Here is a 19,519-nt window from a genome sequence, read left to right on the forward strand (position 1 = left end):
CATATGCTTATAAAGGGCAAAAAAATAATGGTTATGGGTATCGGGATTACAGGGGTGTCAGCACTGAAGCTTCTTGCGGAGCACAATAATGAACTTTTTGTATACGATGAAAAACCCGAATTGGAGATTAAAGAAATTCTCATAAGAAACCAATTGATCAATGTAGAAGTAATCCAGGAAGAAATGATAAACATGGTTCAGGATGTGGACTTTATTGTAAAAAGCCCTGGTATTCCACCTGACAATATGGTTATCAAGTTTGCAATGGATAAGGGAATACCAGTTATTTCTGATATAGAACTTGCCTATAATCTGGGGATACAAGGAACGATAATTGGAATAACAGGAACAAATGGAAAGACTACATCCACAATACTGGCTGGTGAGATTCTTAACAATAATGAGAATAGAGCACATCTGGCAGGCAATATGGGAACTGGAGTCCTTCAAGTTGTGGAGAATGTCCAGAAGGAAGATTATCTGGTTCTTGAGTTAAGTAGTTTTCAACTTGAGCATACCTATCTATTTAAGCCAAAGGTTTCGCTTATTCTTAACATAACTGAGGATCATTTGGATTGGCACGGGACATTTGATAACTATAAGGCATCCAAGTTCAAGATATTCGCAAACCAGAGTGGTGATGATTACCTGGTTCTAAACAAGGAAGATGAGAACCTAAGAAACATTGAAGGGAAAACAAGAGCTTCAATAATTTGGTTCAGTGCAAAAAAAGAGCTTGCTCAAGGTGTTTTCATTAATAATGGTTCAATAATATATAGAAATAATGAATCAATGGAGATTATACTTTCACTTGAAGATATTAAAATTCCAGGAGTTCATAATATTGAAAACATATGTGGTGTTGTAGGAGTTATGAAAGCTCTTGGGATCGATAATGATACAATTAGAACAACAATTCGAAATTTCAAGGGAGTGGAACATAGAATTGAGTATGTAGGCAAGTGGAATGGGGTAGATTTTTACAACGATTCCAAGGGAACAAATGTAGAGTCAACTACAAAAGCGATAGAGGCCATTAACAATCCAATTGTACTTATTGCAGGTGGATATAACAAAGGAGCAAATTACGACAAGTTCCTCAAAGCTTTACAAAACAAATCTCGAGCATTGGTTCTTATTGGAGAAACAAAAGAAGATATAGAAAGAGCTGCTGAAAATATTGGTATCAAGGTCATTTACAAAGCAATCAATATGGAAGATGCAGTAAATAAAGCTATCTCAATTGCAAAAATCGGTGATGCAGTACTTCTATCACCTGCATGTGCAAGCTGGGATTTTTATCAGAATTTTGAAGAGCGAGGGAACCATTTCAAGAGAATCGTAAAAGACTTGACGGAGTGATATCATGGCAAAGCAAAATATGAAAAAGAAGCCTGTAGACTTTATAATCTTTATTTCCGTCATAACACTTGTTTTCATAGGAATAATTATGGTGTACAGTGCAAGCTGGCCTGAGGGAATGGTTAGATATTCAGATGGAAGTCATTATGCCAGAAGACACATTCGATGGGCACTTGTTGGAATTGCAGGAATGGTCTTAATGATGAATATTGAATACAGAATCTGGAAGAAATTATCCGTTCCAATTTATATTTCAGCGATAATCTTGGCGCTTCTTATTTTTACACCCATGGGAGTTGAAATAAAGGGTGCGCGAAGATGGATTGATCTTGGCTTCACTACATTTATGCCGTCTGATGCAGTCAAGTTGGGCAGCATAGTATTTTTTGCAGCGTTTCTTGATAACAAGAAAGAAAGAGTAAGAAAACTGTTTGATGGCGCATTTCCTGCTTTTCTATTGATAGGATTATCTGCAGCTCTTGTATATATTCAGAGAGATTTAAGTACCACTGCCACAGTGGCAGGAACTTTATTTGCCATGTTCTTCGTTGCAGGTATGTGGTTGCCAATTATTGGAGTGATAATAGCGGGAACGGGTGTATTTGCAAAGTATGCAATATTTTCTGAAGGCAATGAGTACCGACAAAGACGTATACTTGCTTTTCTTGACCCCTTTGAAGATAAGCTGGGCGATGGATGGCAGATTGTTCAGTCTCTATACGCCATGGGGTCTGGTGGACTTATTGGAGTTGGCCTTGGCCAAAGCAGACAAAAGTTTTTCTATATACCTGAGTCCTACAATGATTTTATCTTCTCAATTATTGGTGAAGAACTTGGACTTATAGGGACTCTGTTTGTACTATTGCTATATGCCATGATAATATGGAGAGGATATGTAGTTGCTCTTAATGCCAAGGATGCATTTGGTAGTTATCTGGCAACGGGAATTACTTCCTTGCTTGCAATACAGACATTTATAAATATTGGTGTCGTTACATCAAGCATACCTGTAACTGGAATCACTTTGCCTTTGATCAGTTTTGGTGGGACTTCATTGGTAATTTATCTTGCAGGACTTGGAATTCTAATGAACATATCAAGGACTTCAAACAGTGATAGGAGAAAAGTCAATGAGAATAATAATTAGCGGTGGCGGGACAGGAGGACACATCTATCCTGCTTTGGCAATTGCAGATGGATTAAAAAATAGATATAAAGACATTGAAATACTTTACGTAGGGACAAAAGGTAGCTTGGAAGAGGAGCTTTCGACTAATGCTGGTTATGAATTTCAATCCATACACGTCAAAGGAATGCCCAGAAGATTCAATAAGAAGTCAACTGTAGCCGTAGCAGAACTTTTCCGTGGCCTACATGACTCAAGGAAAATCTTGGACAAGTTCAAGCCGGACTTGGTAGTTGGAACTGGTGGGTATGTTTGTGGACCTATTCTTTACAGAGCTGCTCGGTCGAAAATACCAACCGTTATCCACGAGCAAAATGCTTTTCCCGGGATAACAAATAAGATTTTATCAAGATTTGTAGACAAAGTACTTATAACCTACGAAGAATCGAGAAAGTATTTTACAAAATGTAGAGATGTCTCCTTGACGGGGAATCCGATTAGGCAGGACATACTCTTGACCGATAAGCAGGAAGCTAGAAAAGAATTGGGATTTGACGAGAAACCTTTGGTTCTGTCATTTGGCGGAAGTGGAGGACAAAGAAGCCTCAATGATTCGATGTTGGGAGTCCTTAAAAAGATAATATTAGAAAACAGGATTAATTTGATTCACGTAACAGGAAAATCACACTACAATAGTTTTTTTGAAAAAATTGAGGAAGAAAAAATCCAAATTGGTGATAATGTAGAGATAATTTCATATCATCACAGCATGCCATTAGCCATAAGTGCTGCAGATATTGTTATTACAAGTGGAGGTGCGATTGCACTGGCGGAGATTTCTGCAGCTGGGAAACCTTCAATATTGATTCCGAAAGCTTATACTGCTGAAAATCACCAGGAATTCAACGCAAGGGCTTTTGAGGATAATGGAGCTGCAAAGTTAATACTGGAAAAAGAGCTGAATCCAGAGATCTTATTTGAATCAATTATGAAGCTGGTCTTTGATGATGAGAAGTTGAATGCGATGTCAAAAAAAAGCAGAGAACTTGGGAACCCTGGTGCAACCATTTTAATAATTGAAGAAATCGATAAGTTAATATAGATAGAAGGTGAAACGATGGTCAAGGAGACCAGAGTACAAAGAAAAAATAGAAAAGTAAGGATATATCGAAGAATAGTTGTTTTAATTCTTGTACTAAGCCTTCTTATATTCTGGAGTCTAAGAACTAAGTTATTACAGATCAAGGCTATTCAAGTTGATGGCAATTCAAAAATAACCACTGAAGAGATAGTGGAAGTATCAGAGATTGGTCATGGTGATAGTATAATAAAGACAAAAGTTGGAAAAGCTGAGGAGTCAATTGTTCAATTGCCATACATCGACACTGTCGAAATAAAAAGGAAGTTTCCTGGAACCATTGAGATTCTTGTTCAGGAAAGAGTTCCATATATGCAGTTTGAATACAATTACAGTTATGCAGTAATTGATTCACAGGCAGTACTTCTTGAATACTCCATCAGACGCAACAGCGACATTCCCTTGGTGAAAGGGTTTGACTGGGAACAGCTAAAACCAGGTGAGGAAGTCCTCAATAATGGAATAGGTAATAAACTCCAGGATATGTTTAATGATGAGGAGATGGAAAAAATAGTTCTCAATTTCCGAGAAATAGTATATGATGAGGAGAATAATATTAAGATTAATTTATTTAATGGAGTGATAGTTGAATTTGGACCTCTTCATAATGTAAAATATAAATTAAAGGTACTTCAGGAAATAATTGAGGATGTAGAAGAAAAAAACATTCCTACAAAAATGATAATTATGAATAAAGGAGAACATCCAATAGTAGTAAGAGATGAGAGATGAGGGGGATAAAATGAAAATCAAGGGAGAAATAATAGCACTTGTGATGGTTTCTCTTATTCTTGGATTGATTTTATCCATCCAGTTCAAGACAATAAATCAATCTGTAGGAGAGGGTGTCATGCCCACTCAGAGAGCACAGGAACTAGCGAATGAATTGAGAAAAGCACAAACTGAGATGGAATCTCAGCTAAGACATATTCAGGAAATAGAAGCAAAAATTGAGCAATATGAAAAGGGTGGCATAGAAGACGACATATATGCAGAAAATCTCTATAAGGATGCCATGAAGTACAGAATGCTTGCAGGTTACACAGATCTTAAAGGAAAAGGAATAGTTCTTGAGATAAATGATCCGCCAGTTGATATCCAGTTTGGTGAGGGATTCAGTATAGTTGATGAACTTGATTTGATACTTCAGGTTGTAAGTGTTTTAAATGCTGCTGAAGCAGAAGCCATAAGTATAAATGACCAACGTTATACTGCTTTTACAGAAATAGTAAGAGCTGGAAATCACATAGAGATTAATGGAGTTTCAACCGGTTCGCCAATTATAATCAAAGCCATTGGCAACCCCGATACTCTGGAATCGGCTTTAAGCATTAAGTGGGGAATTGTATGGCAGTTAAGGAGTTACGACTACATTGTCCATCTAACCCAGAATAATGAAGTTGAGATTCCAAGGTACAGAAGGGTTAAAGATTTTATATACGCCAGCCCTGTAGAAGAATCTGCTAATTAGGGAGGGGTATCATGAAAAAGAATAACCCCAAACTTATAATTACCTTGTTTAGCATATTTGTTGGAGTGCTGCTTGCATCCCAAATGAAACTCAATGTTGAACTATTAACACCTGTGACTGTAAAGTCAATACTAGATACAAAAAAAGAAATTGTGTCCGTAAGAAATGAAATAGGCGAGTTGGAGAAAATAGCGCTTCAAAAAGAAGCAAAATTGGAGACTTTGGAGAGCATAAATACTGGAGATGCAAATATCATTGACATACTTGTAGCAGATGTAAATGATAATATGAACAGAGCCGGGTATACAAAACTTAAAGGACCAGGCATTGAAATCATAATGTATGATAACTTGGGAGACTATACTGGTCTGAATTTTAATGACTATATTATCCATGATGTTGATATAATGAATATAATAAATGATCTGAGGGTAGCAGGAGCTGAAGCCATAAGCATAAATGATCAAAGGATAATTGCTACAAGTGAGATAAAGTGCGGGGGACCAATAATTCGTGTAAATGGCAAAAGCATTGGCACACCTTTTGTAATAAATGTTATTGGCGACCCACAAATGTTGATGGCAGCTGTAAGTGCACCGGGAACATACGGTGATACCCTGATGAAAATCTATGGAATTGGTCTGCAACCATACATAAAGGATCAAGTAGATGTTCCAGGTTACAGTGGACCGTTTCAATTTAATTATGCGAAACCTATGGAAGAAGGTGAGTAAATGGTATATGCTTTAATAGGAATACTTATAGGTGCAACAATAGGATTTCTTCTTCCATATACTTATAATACCGCATATACTCTATATATATCAGTAGCTATACTGGCGTGTCTGGACTCTGTATTCGGAGGAATAAGAGCAAATCTGGAGAATAAGTTCAATACTAAGATATTTATTTCCGGTTTTTTCGGAAATGCTATATTGGCAGCATTTTTGGCATATATTGGAGACCGGTTAGGTTTTCCGTTGTATTATGCGGCCATTTTCACCTTTGGAAGCAGACTTTTTGATAATTTCGCAAGAATAAGGAGACTTTGGCTATTTAAGGAAAAGCCGGCTAAAACAGAAAAGTAGTACCAAATGAGAATAGGAGGAATGGGAATGTTTGATTTTGACATTGATGTGGACCAATTCGCAAAGATTAAGGTTTTTGGAGTAGGTGGAGGAGGAAATAACGCAGTTAATCGTATGATAGAATGCGGAGTCAGGGGAATAGAATTTATTGCACTTAATACAGATAAACAAGCATTATATTCATCCAGAGCAGAACTAAAGGTTCAACTTGGAGAGAAAATAACAAAAGGACTTGGAGCAGGAGCTAATCCAGAGATAGGAACCAAGGCAGCTGAAGAAAACAGAAATGAAATTCTTGAATCACTAAAAGGAGCAGACATGGTCTTTATCACTGCAGGCATGGGTGGAGGAACTGGAACAGGAGCAGCACCCATTGTAGCAGAGATTGCCAAGGAACTTGGGATTCTTACAGTTGGAGTAGTAACCAAGCCTTTTACATTTGAAGGTAAAAAGAGACTTCTTCACGCTGAACAAGGTATTCAGGAGTTAAAGGAGAGGGTAGATACCCTTGTTACAATTCCCAACGATAGACTTCTTCAAATAGCAGACAAGAAGACGACCATGGCTGATGCTTTTATGATGGCCGATGAAGTGTTGAAACAAGGTATACAAGGAATATCAGATCTAATAAGTGTACCTAACTTAATAAATCTGGACTTTGCTGACGTTAAAACAATTATGTTTGACAAAGGAATAGCACATATGGGAATAGGAAAAGCTTCAGGCGACAATCGAGCTACAGAAGCGGCAAAGCAGGCGATTACAAGTCCATTGCTGGAGACATCAATCGATGGAGCAAGGTCTGTTCTTTTAAATATAACAGGTGGAAGTGATCTGGGAATATTTGAAGTTAACGAAGCTGCGGACATAATCAGACAATCTGTGGATCCTGATGCGAATATAATATTTGGTGCTGGAATCGATGAAAGCATGTCAGATGAAATCCAGATTACAGTTATCGCAACAGGTTTCGAGGAAGGACCTTTAAAAAACAAGTCAACTATAAATCAAAAGACAGGATTATTCGGATCCAGAAAAGCTGACGAACCAACTGAGGAAAAAGAGACAAAGGAAACCAGCATGGAAGATTTGGACATTCCCATATTCCTTAGAAGAAGAGATAAGAACAAATAAGAGCTCAAGACGTATCCGATTCAGGATGCGTCTTGTTGATAGAGAGGGTGACAACCATGAAGTGTCCTTATTGTGAATATCAGGAATCTAAAGTGGTAGACTCAAGACCTACAGATGAAGGGCAGGCCATCCGACGTCGTAGAGAATGCATCAGCTGCGGAAAAAGGTTTACGACCTATGAAAAAATCGAAGAACTACCGATAATAGTCGTAAAAAAAGATGGAAACAGGCAGGTGTATGATAGAAACAAGCTGATGAACGGTATAATAAAAGCGTGTGAGAAGCGACCAGTATCCATGGCTGTTATTGAACAGACAGTAGACAGCATTGAGAAGGCCATCTTCAATTCCTTGGAGAATGAAATCACATCAGTACAAATTGGTGAACTTGTAATGAACAAGCTGAAGGATGTGGATGAAGTAGCGTATGTGAGATTTGCGTCTGTATACAGGCAATTCAAGGATGTAAATTCCTTTATGGATGAACTTAAGAAGATTCTAGGTGAGAATAAATAGGGGTTGTTACTCAATGAAAAAAACTCAAATCAATGATTTAATGGTGCAAAATATTTTGCGTTATGGAAATATTGGAATCCATGTTATTGACAAGGACAGAAAAACTATCATTTACAATGAAGCAATGGCTGATCTTGAAGGTCTGGAGATATTTCAAGTACTGGAGAAAGATATTTTGGAAATATTTCCAAGCCTCAATGAGGATACTTCAACATTGATAAAAGTCATTAATTCCGGTCAACCCATATTAAATTCAACACAGACATATTTTAACTTCAGAGGTCATTCAATAACAACAATTAGTTCAACAATCCCATTATATTATGGGGAAGTAATTGTCGGTGCAATGGAGATTGCACAGGATGTAACAAATTTAAGAAAGCTTTCTGACCAACTGCTGGAGTTGCAACAGGAGTTAAAAGTAAGCAAACGTGATACAAAAAGAAGTGCACAAATAAAAAAGTACACTTTCAATAGTATTATCGGTAACAATAAAACCTTGGTATTGGCAAAGGAAATCGGTGAAAGGGCAAGTGAGACTCCGTCAAGTGTCCTTATACACGGTGAAACAGGAACTGGTAAAGAAATGTTTGCCCAGTCAATACATAATCACGGAGTAAGACGAAACAATACTTTCATTGCTCAGAATTGTGCAGCCATACCGGATTCACTTTTGGAAGGAATATTGTTTGGAACAGAAAAAGGTGGATTTACTGGTGCAATCGAGAGAGAGGGCATATTCGAGCAAGCCAATGGTGGCACACTATTACTGGATGAAATCAATTCAATGAGTCTTCCTCTCCAGGCCAAGCTATTAAGAGTGCTTCAGGAAGGATACATAAGGAGAATAGGTGGATTGAAGGATATCCCAATAGATGTAAGAATAATTGCAACCACCAATGAAGATCCCAGAGCAGGTGTGGATAATGGAGCAATAAGAAGAGACCTTTACTATAGATTAAGCGTAATCAATATACATATTCCACCACTTAGAGAAAGACTGGATGATCTACAGCTGTTGATCAAGTATTTTATCAGAAAATATAATAAGCTGTTGAATAAGTCTATTGAAAAGGTATCTGACCAGGTTATGAATGATTTTAGCAGCTATGATTGGCCAGGAAATATCCGTGAGCTTGAGAATTTTATTGAAGGTGCCATGAATATGGTCTCTTCAAAGGATAAAGTCCTCAACAGAGAGAACTTCATTACATCAAACTTTATTCCGAAAACATCAAATGCTGAAAGCAATATGATTGGGCAGTTATCCAAGAATTCATTACCGGAGCTTCTACAGGATATCGAAGAAAAACTTATTCTGGAAATGATGGGAAGGTACAACAATAATATTACTATTGCAGCCAGGCATATGGGGATTAAGAGACAAACACTACAACATAAATTAAAGAAAATGGACCAGACGCAATAACATTTGCATTAAATGCAAATGTTATTGCGTTTTTTAATGTGAATATCTGATTTTTACGACTTTTCTACTGCAAGAATAGTATATTTCATGTAAAATACAGGTTTATATAACTTGGCACGGGAATTGCAATGTATAAAGGTATAAATAATATTAGAACGCTAATCAAATACTAACGGAGGTGCTTTATGAGAAAAGAAAACGTAAAGGTAATAATTTGGGGATTAGGCGCAATGGGAAGCGGCATGGCTGATATGCTGCTAAAAAAGAAAGGCGTTGAAATTGTTGGAGCAGTTGGAAGAGGCAATAAGCTTGGAAAGAGTATGTATGACTACATTTCAACTGAGAGAGGCGACAGACCAGACGTCATAATAGGAACACCTGAGGAAGTAATAACAGAAGGTTGTGCTGATGTTGTACTTACAGCAACTGACTCATTTACAAAAATAGCATTTGATAGATTGAAGTTTATACTTGAGAAGAAGATAAATGTTGTTTCTTCAGCTGAAGAGATGGCTTATCCACTTGCTCAGTCACCTGAAGAAGCAAAGCAGCTTGATGAAATAGCAAAGGCTAACGGAGTATCAATCATAGGTACGGGTATCAACCCTGGTCTGATCATGGACCTTCTAGTTGTATTGATGACTGGATGCTGTGAAACAGTAGATCATGTTACAGCCAGGAGAGTAAATAGCCTTTCACCATTTGGTCCTGCAGTAATGGAGGAGCAAGGAATTGGAATCACCAAGGAAGAATTTGAAGAAGGTGTAAAAACAGGTCATCTATCAGGTCACGTTGGATTCCCAGAGTCAATCCATATGATAGCTGATGCCATAGGTTGGGATGTAGAAAAGATTGAGCAGTCAATGGAACCAATCATGACAGATGTGGACAGAAAATCTCCACATGGATTTGCCAAAGCAGGAAATGTAGCAGGATGTGCCATGAAAGGATTCGGATATGTTGATGGAGAGATGAAAATTGAAATGGATCACCCACAGCAAATAGAGCCTGAGCAGGTTGGAGTAAATACTGGGGACTATGTAATAATAAAGGGTAACCCAGATATAAATCTTGTAAACTCACCAGAAGTTCCTGGAGGAATCGGAACAATTGCAATGTGTGTAAACATGATTCCGCACATTATAAATGCAAGACCAGGATTAAAAACCATGATAGACCTTCCAGTGCCTAGAGCAATTATGGGTGACATGAGAAAAATGATTGAAGTTGAATAATTAAGACAAAATAGATATAAAAACATTAAGATTTAGAAACATATTGGAAATGAGTAGATAATTTGTCTACTCATTCTTCCATGAAAACAGGTGAAGAAGGAGGAACTGGATATGACTGCAAAAAAAGGCGATTGGGTAAGAATCCACAAGATTATTCTAAAAGTTGGTGAAAGAGCACCGAACATACCTGAGGATACTCAAAGCGTTCCCTTGGAAATGTGGGATAAGGGATTCCTGATGAACGAGAATGCAAATATTGGAGATCAGGTTGACATTGAGACATATATTGGACGAAAAGTGACTGGAGAATTGATAGAAATCAATCCTTTCTGGGATCACGATTATGGAAAGGCAGTGCCTGAACTTCTGTATATTGGAAGACAGGCAAGGGAACTATTGGAGGAAGGTGAAAAACATGACTAAAGACAGGAGCTTCAGCGCCGTTATGGCAAGAAAACCTGAAATTATGAAGTCTTCAGTTGGAATTGACTACGATATCTTCGAGTCAGGAAGAATTGCCTTTGATTATGAAAGAATGATGAAGGAAACAGGATATAGTTTACAGGAAATTGAGGAGATACAAAAGCAAACAACTGTTGGGAACACGCCACTATACGAGCTGAATAACATTACAAGACTTGCAAGAAAATACTCCAAGCCAGGAAAGGGAGCCAGAATTTTTCTTAAAGATGAGGCAAGCAATCCTTCTGGAAGTTTTAAAGCAAGGCGAGCAGCTACTGCAGTTTATCACGCTCAAAAATTGGGGTATAAAGGTGTTATAGCAGCTACATCAGGAAATTATGGAGCAGCGGTTGCATCACAGGCAGCAATGAGAGGCCTAAAATGCATAATTGTCCAGGAATGCTATGATTCTAAAGGAAAAGGTCAGCCTGAAATAATCGAGAAGGCAAGAGCATGTGAAGCATATGGAGCAGAAGTAGTACAGCTGTCAGTAGGACCTGAACTGTTTTACTCATTCCTTCTTTTGCTTGAAGATACAGGATTTTTCAACGCATCTCTTTATACGCCATTTGGTATTGCAGGAGTGGAAACACTTGGATATGAAATATCAATGCAATTCAGAGAAAAAGAAGGAAGAGATCCAGATGCAGTTGTGGTAACAAATGCAGGTGGTGGAAACCTTACAGGTACTGCCAGAGGACTTATCAAGGCAGGCGCACTTGATACTACAGTTATAGGAGCCAGTGTGAGCCTTTCAGGACTTCACATGGCAAGTGATGAGCAGTTCAATAAAAAATCATTTACAACAGGACATACCGGTTTTGGTATTCCTTTTGCAACTTGGCCAGACAGATCAGACGTTCCAAGATCAGCAGCCAGACCATTAAGATATATGGATAGATATTTAACAGTAAACCAGGGATCAGTATTCTATATGACTGAGTTGCTTGCACAAGTTGAAGGACTTGAAAGAGGACCGGCTGGTAACACTGCCCTTGCTGCAGCATTTGTTCTAGCTCAGGAAATGGATGAGGACCAGATTGTAGTTGTTCAGGAGACTGAGTATACTGGAGCAGGAAAGCATATCAATCCACAGCTTACATTTGCAAAGGAAAATGGAATAAAGATTCTTAAGGGAAATCCAGCCCAAGAGGTTCCAGGAGAGAACATTATTCTTCCTGAGAATCCAGGAATGCTGTGTGTTGAAGAGCTTGACATTGAAAAAACAAAAAAATCATATATAAGAAACTGCATAAAGAACTCAGGAGTTGAAACTGTAAACAGAGAAGACCTTGACTTTCTTGTAGCTGATACAAAATCGAAAGAGGGTTTTGTTAGAGATGCACTGGAAGAATTGGGAGTAAAAGTTGAAACGGAGGAATAATAATGAAGAGAGCAGATGATTTTCAAGAACGAAGAAAAAAACTGGCAGATCTTTCAGAAGATCAGCTGGAGGCCAGATTCTGGGAGTTAGCTGAAGAGCTTGTTGATCCAATAGTAGATTTGGGTTACAAGAATACAAGTCCTTCGATTGAGAGAAGCATACTATTGAGAATGGGCTTCTCAAGTGTAGAGGCAAAAAGTATAGTCGATAATGCAATAGACAGAGGCTTGATTGGAAAAGGTGTTGGACACATTGTTTACAAGCTTGCAAATAAGAAGAACATGGGAATTAGAGAAACAGGTCTCCTTCTGGTAGAAGGCGACGCCTGGAATGAAGTTAAGCCCTTGTTTGAAGGAGGTGCCAAATAATGGATCTTAAACCAAATGAAAAACTGGATATCAAGGAACTCTTAAAGGACATAGAGAATTACAGGCCAAAGAGAAGAGGATGGCACTGGAGAGAAGGCCAAGGCGAAAAGAGACAAATCGGAAAATTTGAATACTATGAGACTTCCGAGAATCTTAAGCAAAGCCAACCACTTCCAGCTTCAAAGTATTTTGAAAATATCGATCCACAACCGCAACCTGTTATAACTACGGAAATAGCATCAGGTAGATTCGAGGATGATATAAGAAGAATGAGAATGGCTGCATGGCATGGTGCTGATCATCTAATGGTAATTAGAACTGCCGGACAGTCACATTTTGAAAGTTTGATTGAAGGTACACCACAGGGTGTTGGTGGAATTCCAATAACCCGTAAGCAGGTAAGGGTACAGAGAAAAGCCCTGGACTTGATTGAAGAGGAAGTTGGAAGACCAATAAACTATCATTCATATGTATCAGGGGTGGCAGGTCCTGAAATTGCAGTTATGTTTGCAGAAGAAGGCGTAAACGGAGCACACCAGGATCCACAATATAACGTATTGTACAGAAACATAAACATGATAAGATCATTCGTTGATGCTGCAGAGGCAAAGAAGGTTATGACCTGGGCTGACATTGCACAGATTGATGGTGCTCACAACGCTAATGCTACAGCCAGAGAAGCTTGGAAGGTCATGCCTGAGTTGATGGTACAGCATGCGATAAATTCAATATTTTCTGTTAAGGTAGGAATGAAGAAAGGTAATATATGTCTTTCAACTGTACCTCCAACAGCACCTCCAGCGCCAAGTATGAGACTTGATCTGCCATATGCAGTTGCTTTGAGAGACCTGTTCAGGGAGTATAGAATGAGAGCGCAGCAAAATACCAAATACATGGAATCATCAGCAAGAGAAGCAACCGTTACACATGTATTGAACCTATTGATTTCACAAATGACATCAGCTGATATTCAATCGACAATCACACCTGATGAAGGAAGAAATGTGCCATGGCACATTTATAACATCGAAGCAACAGATACTGCAAAGCAGGTTTTCAACGGACTTGACGGTTTGATGTCAATGATTCAGCTCAAGCGTCACGACAGTGAGCTGGGAGATATGGTAAGAGAACTGAAGGAAAGAGCAATTCTGTTTATGGAAGAGATGCTGGAAATCGGAGGCTACTTCAAGGCAGTGCAGGATGGATTCTTTGTTGACTCAGGATACTATCCCGAGAGAAACGGAGATGGAATCATAAGGAAAATAGACGGTGGTGTAGGAGAAGGTACTGTATACGAGAGAGATACTGACTACATGGCTCCTGTAACAGCACATTTTGGATACAACAACATCGCACAGTATGGCGAGGAATATGTTGAGGATCCATCAAAGCTAATCGGTGGATCAACACTTGAAGACCCAGAAAAGATAATCTTTATAGATGAGCTTGATGAGTCTGACAATGTAAATGTAAGACTTGAAGAAGTAAAGGATCTGATCGGCACAACAAAGATTAAGCCGGAAATGGAATGGCTTGGAGATGGAATCATCCTCTTGACAATGTTCCTTCCAACTGATGTCAGAACTGCTGAATTTGCAGCTCTTGAAATCGGCAAGAGGATGAACCTCCACGACTGTGAAGTAATCCACAGGGAGATCATGCAGGAAGCAGAGGGTTCAAGAATTGAGCTTAAGGGTAAGGTTGATTTTTCAATTGATACAAGTGAGCTTGTAATTCCTCCGAAACCGGAAGTAATGTCAGATGACCAGATCAGGGAGGAAATCGACAACAAACATATGAAGGTAGTTGCTGCAACTGTAGGAGAGGACGAGCATTCCGTAGGTATCCGTGAGATCATTGATATAAAGCATGGTGGAATCGAGGGATACGGAATTGAATGTCATATCCTTGGAACATCAGTTTCAGTAGAAAAGTTGCTTGATGCTGCAATTGAGATGAATGCAGATGCTGTTCTTACTTCAACAATCATTTCACACGATGATATCCACTACAAGAACATGAAGAAGCTTCACGAATACGCCATTGAGAGAGGTGTAAGGGACAAGATGATCTTTATTGCTGGTGGAACTCAGGTATCAAATGAAACTGCAGTTAAAAATGGTATGGATGCAGGATTTGGCCGTGGAACAAAAGGTTCACATGTAGCTACTTTCCTAGTGAAGAAGAGACGTGAAATGGCCAATGAAGATTAATCTGCTTGTAGCTGAAATAGGCAGTACCACAACTGTGGTAAATGCTTTCAACGGAATAGAAACCAATCCGGTTTTCCTTGGACAGGGACAGGGGGCAACCTCTGTTCTCCAGGGAGATGTAACAATTGGACTTAATGAAGCAATAGATGACCTTTGCAGTAATATGAAGGTCGACAAAATTGAATATGATGAGCTTATAGCAACCAGCTCTGCTGCAGGTGGTCTTCGAATGACAGTTCATGGTCTGGTATATGATATGACCGTAAGAGCTGCCAAGGAGGCAGCCCTTGGAGCAGGAGCTAATATAAAGTATATTACGGCAGGAAAGCTGAGAAAATCAGATCTTAGAAAAATAAAGGAAACAAAACCGAATATAATCCTGATTGCAGGCGGAGTAGACTATGGTGAGAGAGATACGGCCTTAAACAACGCTGAACTGATAGCGGAGCTTAATCTTGGTATTCCGGTGATATACGCAGGAAATGTAGAAAATCAGGAGGATATAAGAGATATTTTTGAAGGAACGGAAAATGAACTCTATATTGTGGAAAATGTCTATCCAAAGATAGATGAACTCAACATTGAGCCTACAAGAAAAGTTATACAGTCCGTATTCGAAAAGCATATAGTCCATGCCCCTGGAATGGAGAAAATCAGGGATATGGTAACAGGAAACATTATGCCCACACCAGGAGCTGTTATGGAGGCATCGCAGGTTCTCTATGATGAAATCGGTGACTTGATGACAATAGATGTGGGAGGTGCAACAACAGATGTACACTCAGTGACTGAGGACAGCGAAGAAATTGCAAGAATAATGCTGAGCCCTGAACCATTCGCCAAGAGAACAGTTGAAGGCGATCTTGGGGTTTTTGTCAATATGAAGAATATCGTGGAAATGGTAGGAGAGGATAAATTGATGTCTGAGCTTGACTTGGACGAACCGGCACTGGACAATCTTATCCAACACCATAAGCCAATACCCCTATCTGACCTTGAAAAAAGATTCGTTGAGGTTCTAGCTGAACATGCAACGATTACAGCAGTAAAGAGACATGCAGGAAGACTTAAGGCTCTCTATGGTCCAAGCGGTAAAAAGACAATAGCAGAGGGCAAGGACCTTACAGGAGTTAGATATATAATAGGTACTGGTGGTGCGTTGACAAGACTTTCCGCGAGAAATGAAATAATTGAGAAAATCACTGTTTCAAATATGGGAACAGACTTGCTTCCGAACAAGGAGGCAGAAATACTGATAGATAATCACTATATAATGGCATCATTGGGTGTTATGTCAAAAAAATATCCTAAGACAGCTCTCGATTTGATGATGAAGAGCTTTGGATTGAGATAAGGAGGAGTGCTATGGCCTATCCAAGAATTACAATTGACACAGAAAAGCTTAGACACAATGTAAAAACGGTAATGAAGTTAGCCGCAGCCAATCATATTACGGTTGCAGGAGTAACAAAAGGTTTCTCTGCCAATCCCGAAATCGCAAAGGCATATGTAGACGGTGGAGTCACCTATCTGGCTGACTCTAGGATTCAGAATCTTAAAAGACTCAAGGACCTGGACATACCGAAGCTAATGCTTAGACTTCCAATGATTTCTGAGGCGGATGATATGGTGAAGTATGCAGATATATCACTTAACTCTGAAGTGGAAACAGTCAAGGCTCTTAACAAGGCTGCTGAAAAGATTAATAAGGTTCACGACATAATTCTTATGGTTGACCTTGGGGACCTTAGGGAAGGCTACTTCCACGAGGAGGACCTTATGGAGGCTGTAGAGGAAATACTGGATTTTAAATGGATCAAAATAAGAGGGCTGGGGGTAAATCTCACCTGTTATGGAGGGGTTATTCCTAACGAGAGAATACTTCAGAGACTAGTGGATACTGCAACAAGGGTTGAAAAGAGATTCAATATCAATCTTGAAATAATTTCCGGAGGAAACTCAAGCACAATTCACCTTCTTCAGGGAAGACTTCCTCAAGGAATAAACAATCTGAGGATGGGAGAAGCCCTTCTTATGGGGACAGAAGCGGCTTATGGAAATAGGATTGAAGGAACGGATGATTCTGTATTTACCCTGGAAGCACAGGTAATTGAGGTTAAAGAGAAACCATCGGTGCCAACAGAGGAAATTGGAAGAGATGCATTTGGAAAGGTACCTACATTTGTAGACAGAGGTGTTAGAAAAAGAATACTATGCGCTATAGGTAAACAGGATATGGATCTGGATACACTGAAACCGATGGATCAGGGACTGATAATCCTTGGAGGAAGTTCTGACCATCTGATACTGGATGGTACAGACTCAAAAATCGATTACAAAGTTGGAGATATTGTTTCCTTTAAGATGCACTATGTTAGCATGCTTAGAATAATGACAAGTGAATACGTTGAGAAAAAAACTATCTAGGAGTCCGAAAGGGCTCCTTTCTCATTGCATTTTTTATCATCCATTCTTGTGATATAATATGAGTGTTGAAATAATAATAGAAAGAAATAGGTGATTTTGGATGGATTTATTTACAATGTCCATGGAGGACAAACTAAAAAAGGAAGCTCCTCTTGCAGACAGGATGAGACCAAAGAATGTGGAGGAATTTGTTGGCCAGGATCATATTCTGGGAGAAGGCAAATTTTTAAATAGAGCTATTAAGGCAGACCGGATTAATTCCATGATATTCTATGGACCACCGGGAACCGGAAAGACTACGCTTGCAATGATAATAGCCAACCAGACAAGGATGAGATTTGAAAAGCTTTCAGCTGTAACCGCTGGAGTCAAGGATATAAGAGAGGTAGTTGCCAGAGCAGAGGAGAGTCTTAAGATCAGGGGTAAAAAGACAATTCTGTTTGTTGACGAGATACACAGATTCAACAAGTCGCAGCAGGATGCTCTGCTCCCATTTGTTGAGCGAGGAATAATAATCCTTATTGGAGCGACTACTGAAAACCCATATTTCGAGGTAAACAAAGCCTTGTTATCAAGAGCAATGGTTCTTCAACTGCATCCACTGGAGAGAAATCATCTTGAGCAACTCCTTGACAATGCATTAAGTGATAGTGAAAAAGGTCTTGGCTCATATACTGTTGAAATCTCGCATGAGGCTAGAGATTATCTTCTTTCAATTGCTCAGGGTGATGGAAGGATACTTCTTAATTCAATAGAAATTGGAGTTCTTTCAACGGAACCGGGTGAGGATGGCAAGAGAAGAATTGACCTTTCTGGAATCAAGGAGTCAATTCAGATAAAAACGGCAAAGTACGACAAGGGTGGAGATGAACACTACGATACAATCTCAGCCTTCATAAAGAGCATGAGAGGTTCTGATCCCGATGCAACGCTCTATTATCTGGCCAAGATGATAAATGCCGGAGAAGACCCAATATTCATTGCAAGAAGGATTATAATCGCTGCATCAGAAGATGTAGGCAATGCAGACCCCCAGGCGCTTCAGATTGCCACTGCAGCCCTTCAGGCTGTTCATGCCATAGGAATGCCGGAAGGAAGGATCATACTGTCACAGGCAGCCTTGTACGTCTCCACAGCACCAAAGAGCAACAGGGCCTATATCGGAATAGACAAGGCACTCTCGGATATCAGAAATGAAGAGATTGGAGCAGTACCTCTTCACCTTAAGGACTCACATTACGGAGGGTCAAAGGCGCTGGGTCATGGGAAAACATATTTGAACCCTCACGACTATTCAGGTGGACACGTGGAACAGACATATCTTCCTGAAGGGTTGGAGGATAAGGTTTACTATGAGCCTACTGAACATGGATATGAGAAAAAAGTTAAAGATGAAATGAAAAAGAAAAGATAAACTGAATTATTGTTATTCATCGTTTGTATTATCCAGGAAAGTCAGATGAACCGCTCGGATTCAAGATCAGAGATTTATCAAACTCGTTTCAAAAATGGGCTTGCTATCGATTTTACTGATAATTGATTCAGAAATAGCTTCCGTTCTTTGACGGTTAAAAGATTCTATGCTTAATTGAAAATCACGCAAGCCAGAACAATTTTCTTTACTTCGTTTGAGAAATCGAGCTGCTTTTTCCATGTATAAGTTCGCTTGTGCCCGGCGATAGAAATAACTAAAATCTTTGATTTTGTGAGATTTCATCGAGGGGGTACTTACTCATCAAGACTTTCCTCTTGCACGGTTTGCTGTTTATAAATCAGAAGCAAAGGATAGAAGATTAAATCCCGAAAGGTCGTTTACAAAGCAGTTCATATGAAAGAACGACTTTAAAATCTAGCGAGGATTTCGTAGTGTTTTGATTCCTCCAAGCGAAGCGGCATAGGAATCAACGGAGAAAACGAGCGCGTGATTTTCATCGTGCTGGAATCGCACGTGCCCGGCAATAGAAATATCAGAAATCTAGGATTTCTAGATATTTCATTGATAGGGTAAGAACTGCGTGCAAACACCTTAGGGATAATATAATGACTAAATTATACTTTACAAGCGATGCCAAAAATGAGAATTGAACGGTTAGTGTAAAATAACTGTAGGAAAAATAAATGAGAATAGAGCTCCGTATGGTATGATTAATTTTGAGGAAAAAAC

Annotated in this window: 18 protein-coding genes; all 18 read left to right on the top strand. The window is 39.1% G+C overall.

The genetic code is table 11. The annotated features are described in order from the left end of the window. Positions 1-3 precede the first annotated feature (3 nt). The 18 genes from murD to ACOEN1_RS08940 all read left to right on the top strand — a co-directional run bounded on the left by murD (position 4) and on the right by ACOEN1_RS08940 (position 18,769). Positions 4-1,362: a UDP-N-acetylmuramoyl-L-alanine--D-glutamate ligase gene (murD, locus tag ACOEN1_RS08855; protein ID WP_422486530.1), complete on the top strand. Its 1,359-nt coding sequence runs from the start codon at positions 4-6 to the stop codon at positions 1,360-1,362. Positions 1,363-1,366: 4 nt separating this feature from the next. Then, the gene (gene ftsW / locus ACOEN1_RS08860) at positions 1,367-2,509 is read left to right on the top strand and encodes a putative lipid II flippase FtsW (protein WP_422486531.1); all 1,143 of its coding nucleotides are present in this window, start codon (positions 1,367-1,369) and stop codon (positions 2,507-2,509) included. Continuing rightward, positions 2,493-3,590, top strand: a complete 1,098-nt coding sequence (gene murG / locus ACOEN1_RS08865) for an undecaprenyldiphospho-muramoylpentapeptide beta-N-acetylglucosaminyltransferase (protein ID WP_422486532.1) — start codon at positions 2,493-2,495, stop codon at positions 3,588-3,590. The genes ftsW and murG overlap by 17 nt, the downstream gene beginning before the upstream one ends. 15 nt (positions 3,591-3,605) lie before the next feature. Beyond that, positions 3,606-4,358 (top strand): cell division protein FtsQ/DivIB, encoded by a 753-nt coding sequence (locus ACOEN1_RS08870; protein WP_422486533.1) that lies wholly within the window; start codon positions 3,606-3,608, stop codon positions 4,356-4,358. Positions 4,359-4,368: 10 nt separating this feature from the next. Then, on the top strand, positions 4,369-5,097 hold the full coding sequence (locus ACOEN1_RS08875) for a DUF881 domain-containing protein (protein WP_422486534.1): 729 nt from the start codon (positions 4,369-4,371) through the stop codon (positions 5,095-5,097). An 11-nt stretch (positions 5,098-5,108) separates the two neighbouring features. After that, complete coding sequence (locus ACOEN1_RS08880) at positions 5,109-5,831, top strand: DUF881 domain-containing protein (protein WP_422486535.1); 723 nt, start codon at positions 5,109-5,111, stop codon at positions 5,829-5,831. Beyond that, on the top strand, positions 5,832-6,185 hold the full coding sequence (locus tag ACOEN1_RS08885) for a small basic family protein (RefSeq protein ID WP_422486536.1): 354 nt from the start codon (positions 5,832-5,834) through the stop codon (positions 6,183-6,185). It begins immediately after the preceding gene. A gap of 27 nt (positions 6,186-6,212) precedes the next feature. Continuing rightward, positions 6,213-7,319, top strand: a complete 1,107-nt coding sequence (gene ftsZ / locus ACOEN1_RS08890) for a cell division protein FtsZ (RefSeq protein WP_422486537.1) — start codon at positions 6,213-6,215, stop codon at positions 7,317-7,319. 56 nt (positions 7,320-7,375) lie between these two features. Next, on the top strand, positions 7,376-7,834 hold the full coding sequence (gene nrdR / locus ACOEN1_RS08895) for a transcriptional regulator NrdR (RefSeq protein WP_422486538.1): 459 nt from the start codon (positions 7,376-7,378) through the stop codon (positions 7,832-7,834). A gap of 13 nt (positions 7,835-7,847) precedes the next feature. Next, the gene (locus tag ACOEN1_RS08900; protein ID WP_422486539.1) at positions 7,848-9,263 is read left to right on the top strand and encodes a sigma-54 interaction domain-containing protein; all 1,416 of its coding nucleotides are present in this window, start codon (positions 7,848-7,850) and stop codon (positions 9,261-9,263) included. 185 nt (positions 9,264-9,448) lie between these two features. Continuing rightward, positions 9,449-10,498, top strand: a complete 1,050-nt coding sequence (ord, locus tag ACOEN1_RS08905; protein WP_422486540.1) for a 2,4-diaminopentanoate dehydrogenase — start codon at positions 9,449-9,451, stop codon at positions 10,496-10,498. 111 nt (positions 10,499-10,609) lie between these two features. Further along, positions 10,610-10,921 (top strand): 2-amino-4-oxopentanoate thiolase subunit OrtA, encoded by a 312-nt coding sequence (gene ortA, locus ACOEN1_RS08910; RefSeq protein WP_422486541.1) that lies wholly within the window; start codon positions 10,610-10,612, stop codon positions 10,919-10,921. After that, positions 10,914-12,344: a 2-amino-4-oxopentanoate thiolase subunit OrtB gene (gene ortB / locus ACOEN1_RS08915; protein ID WP_422486542.1), complete on the top strand. Its 1,431-nt coding sequence runs from the start codon at positions 10,914-10,916 to the stop codon at positions 12,342-12,344. The genes ortA and ortB overlap by 8 nt, the downstream gene beginning before the upstream one ends. 2 nt (positions 12,345-12,346) lie before the next feature. Then, positions 12,347-12,712, top strand: a complete 366-nt coding sequence (locus tag ACOEN1_RS08920; protein ID WP_422486543.1) for an ornithine aminomutase subunit alpha — start codon at positions 12,347-12,349, stop codon at positions 12,710-12,712. Further along, positions 12,712-14,928 (top strand): D-ornithine 4,5-aminomutase subunit OraE, encoded by a 2,217-nt coding sequence (oraE, locus tag ACOEN1_RS08925; RefSeq protein ID WP_422486544.1) that lies wholly within the window; start codon positions 12,712-12,714, stop codon positions 14,926-14,928. The genes ACOEN1_RS08920 and oraE overlap by 1 nt, the downstream gene beginning before the upstream one ends. Next, positions 14,918-16,282: a GlmL-related ornithine degradation protein gene (locus ACOEN1_RS08930; protein WP_422486545.1), complete on the top strand. Its 1,365-nt coding sequence runs from the start codon at positions 14,918-14,920 to the stop codon at positions 16,280-16,282. The genes oraE and ACOEN1_RS08930 overlap by 11 nt, the downstream gene beginning before the upstream one ends. Positions 16,283-16,293: 11 nt before the next feature. Next, positions 16,294-17,355 (top strand): ornithine racemase Orr, encoded by a 1,062-nt coding sequence (orr, locus tag ACOEN1_RS08935; protein ID WP_422486546.1) that lies wholly within the window; start codon positions 16,294-16,296, stop codon positions 17,353-17,355. Between the two features lie 100 nt (positions 17,356-17,455). Continuing rightward, a complete protein-coding gene (locus ACOEN1_RS08940; RefSeq protein WP_422486547.1) occupies positions 17,456-18,769 on the top strand; it encodes a replication-associated recombination protein A in 1,314 nt (437 codons plus the stop codon). The last annotated feature ends 750 nt before the right edge of the window (positions 18,770-19,519 follow it).

This window comes from Gudongella sp. DL1XJH-153 (assembly GCF_049310905.1).
Classification (GTDB): domain Bacteria; phylum Bacillota; class Clostridia; order Tissierellales; family Tissierellaceae; genus Gudongella.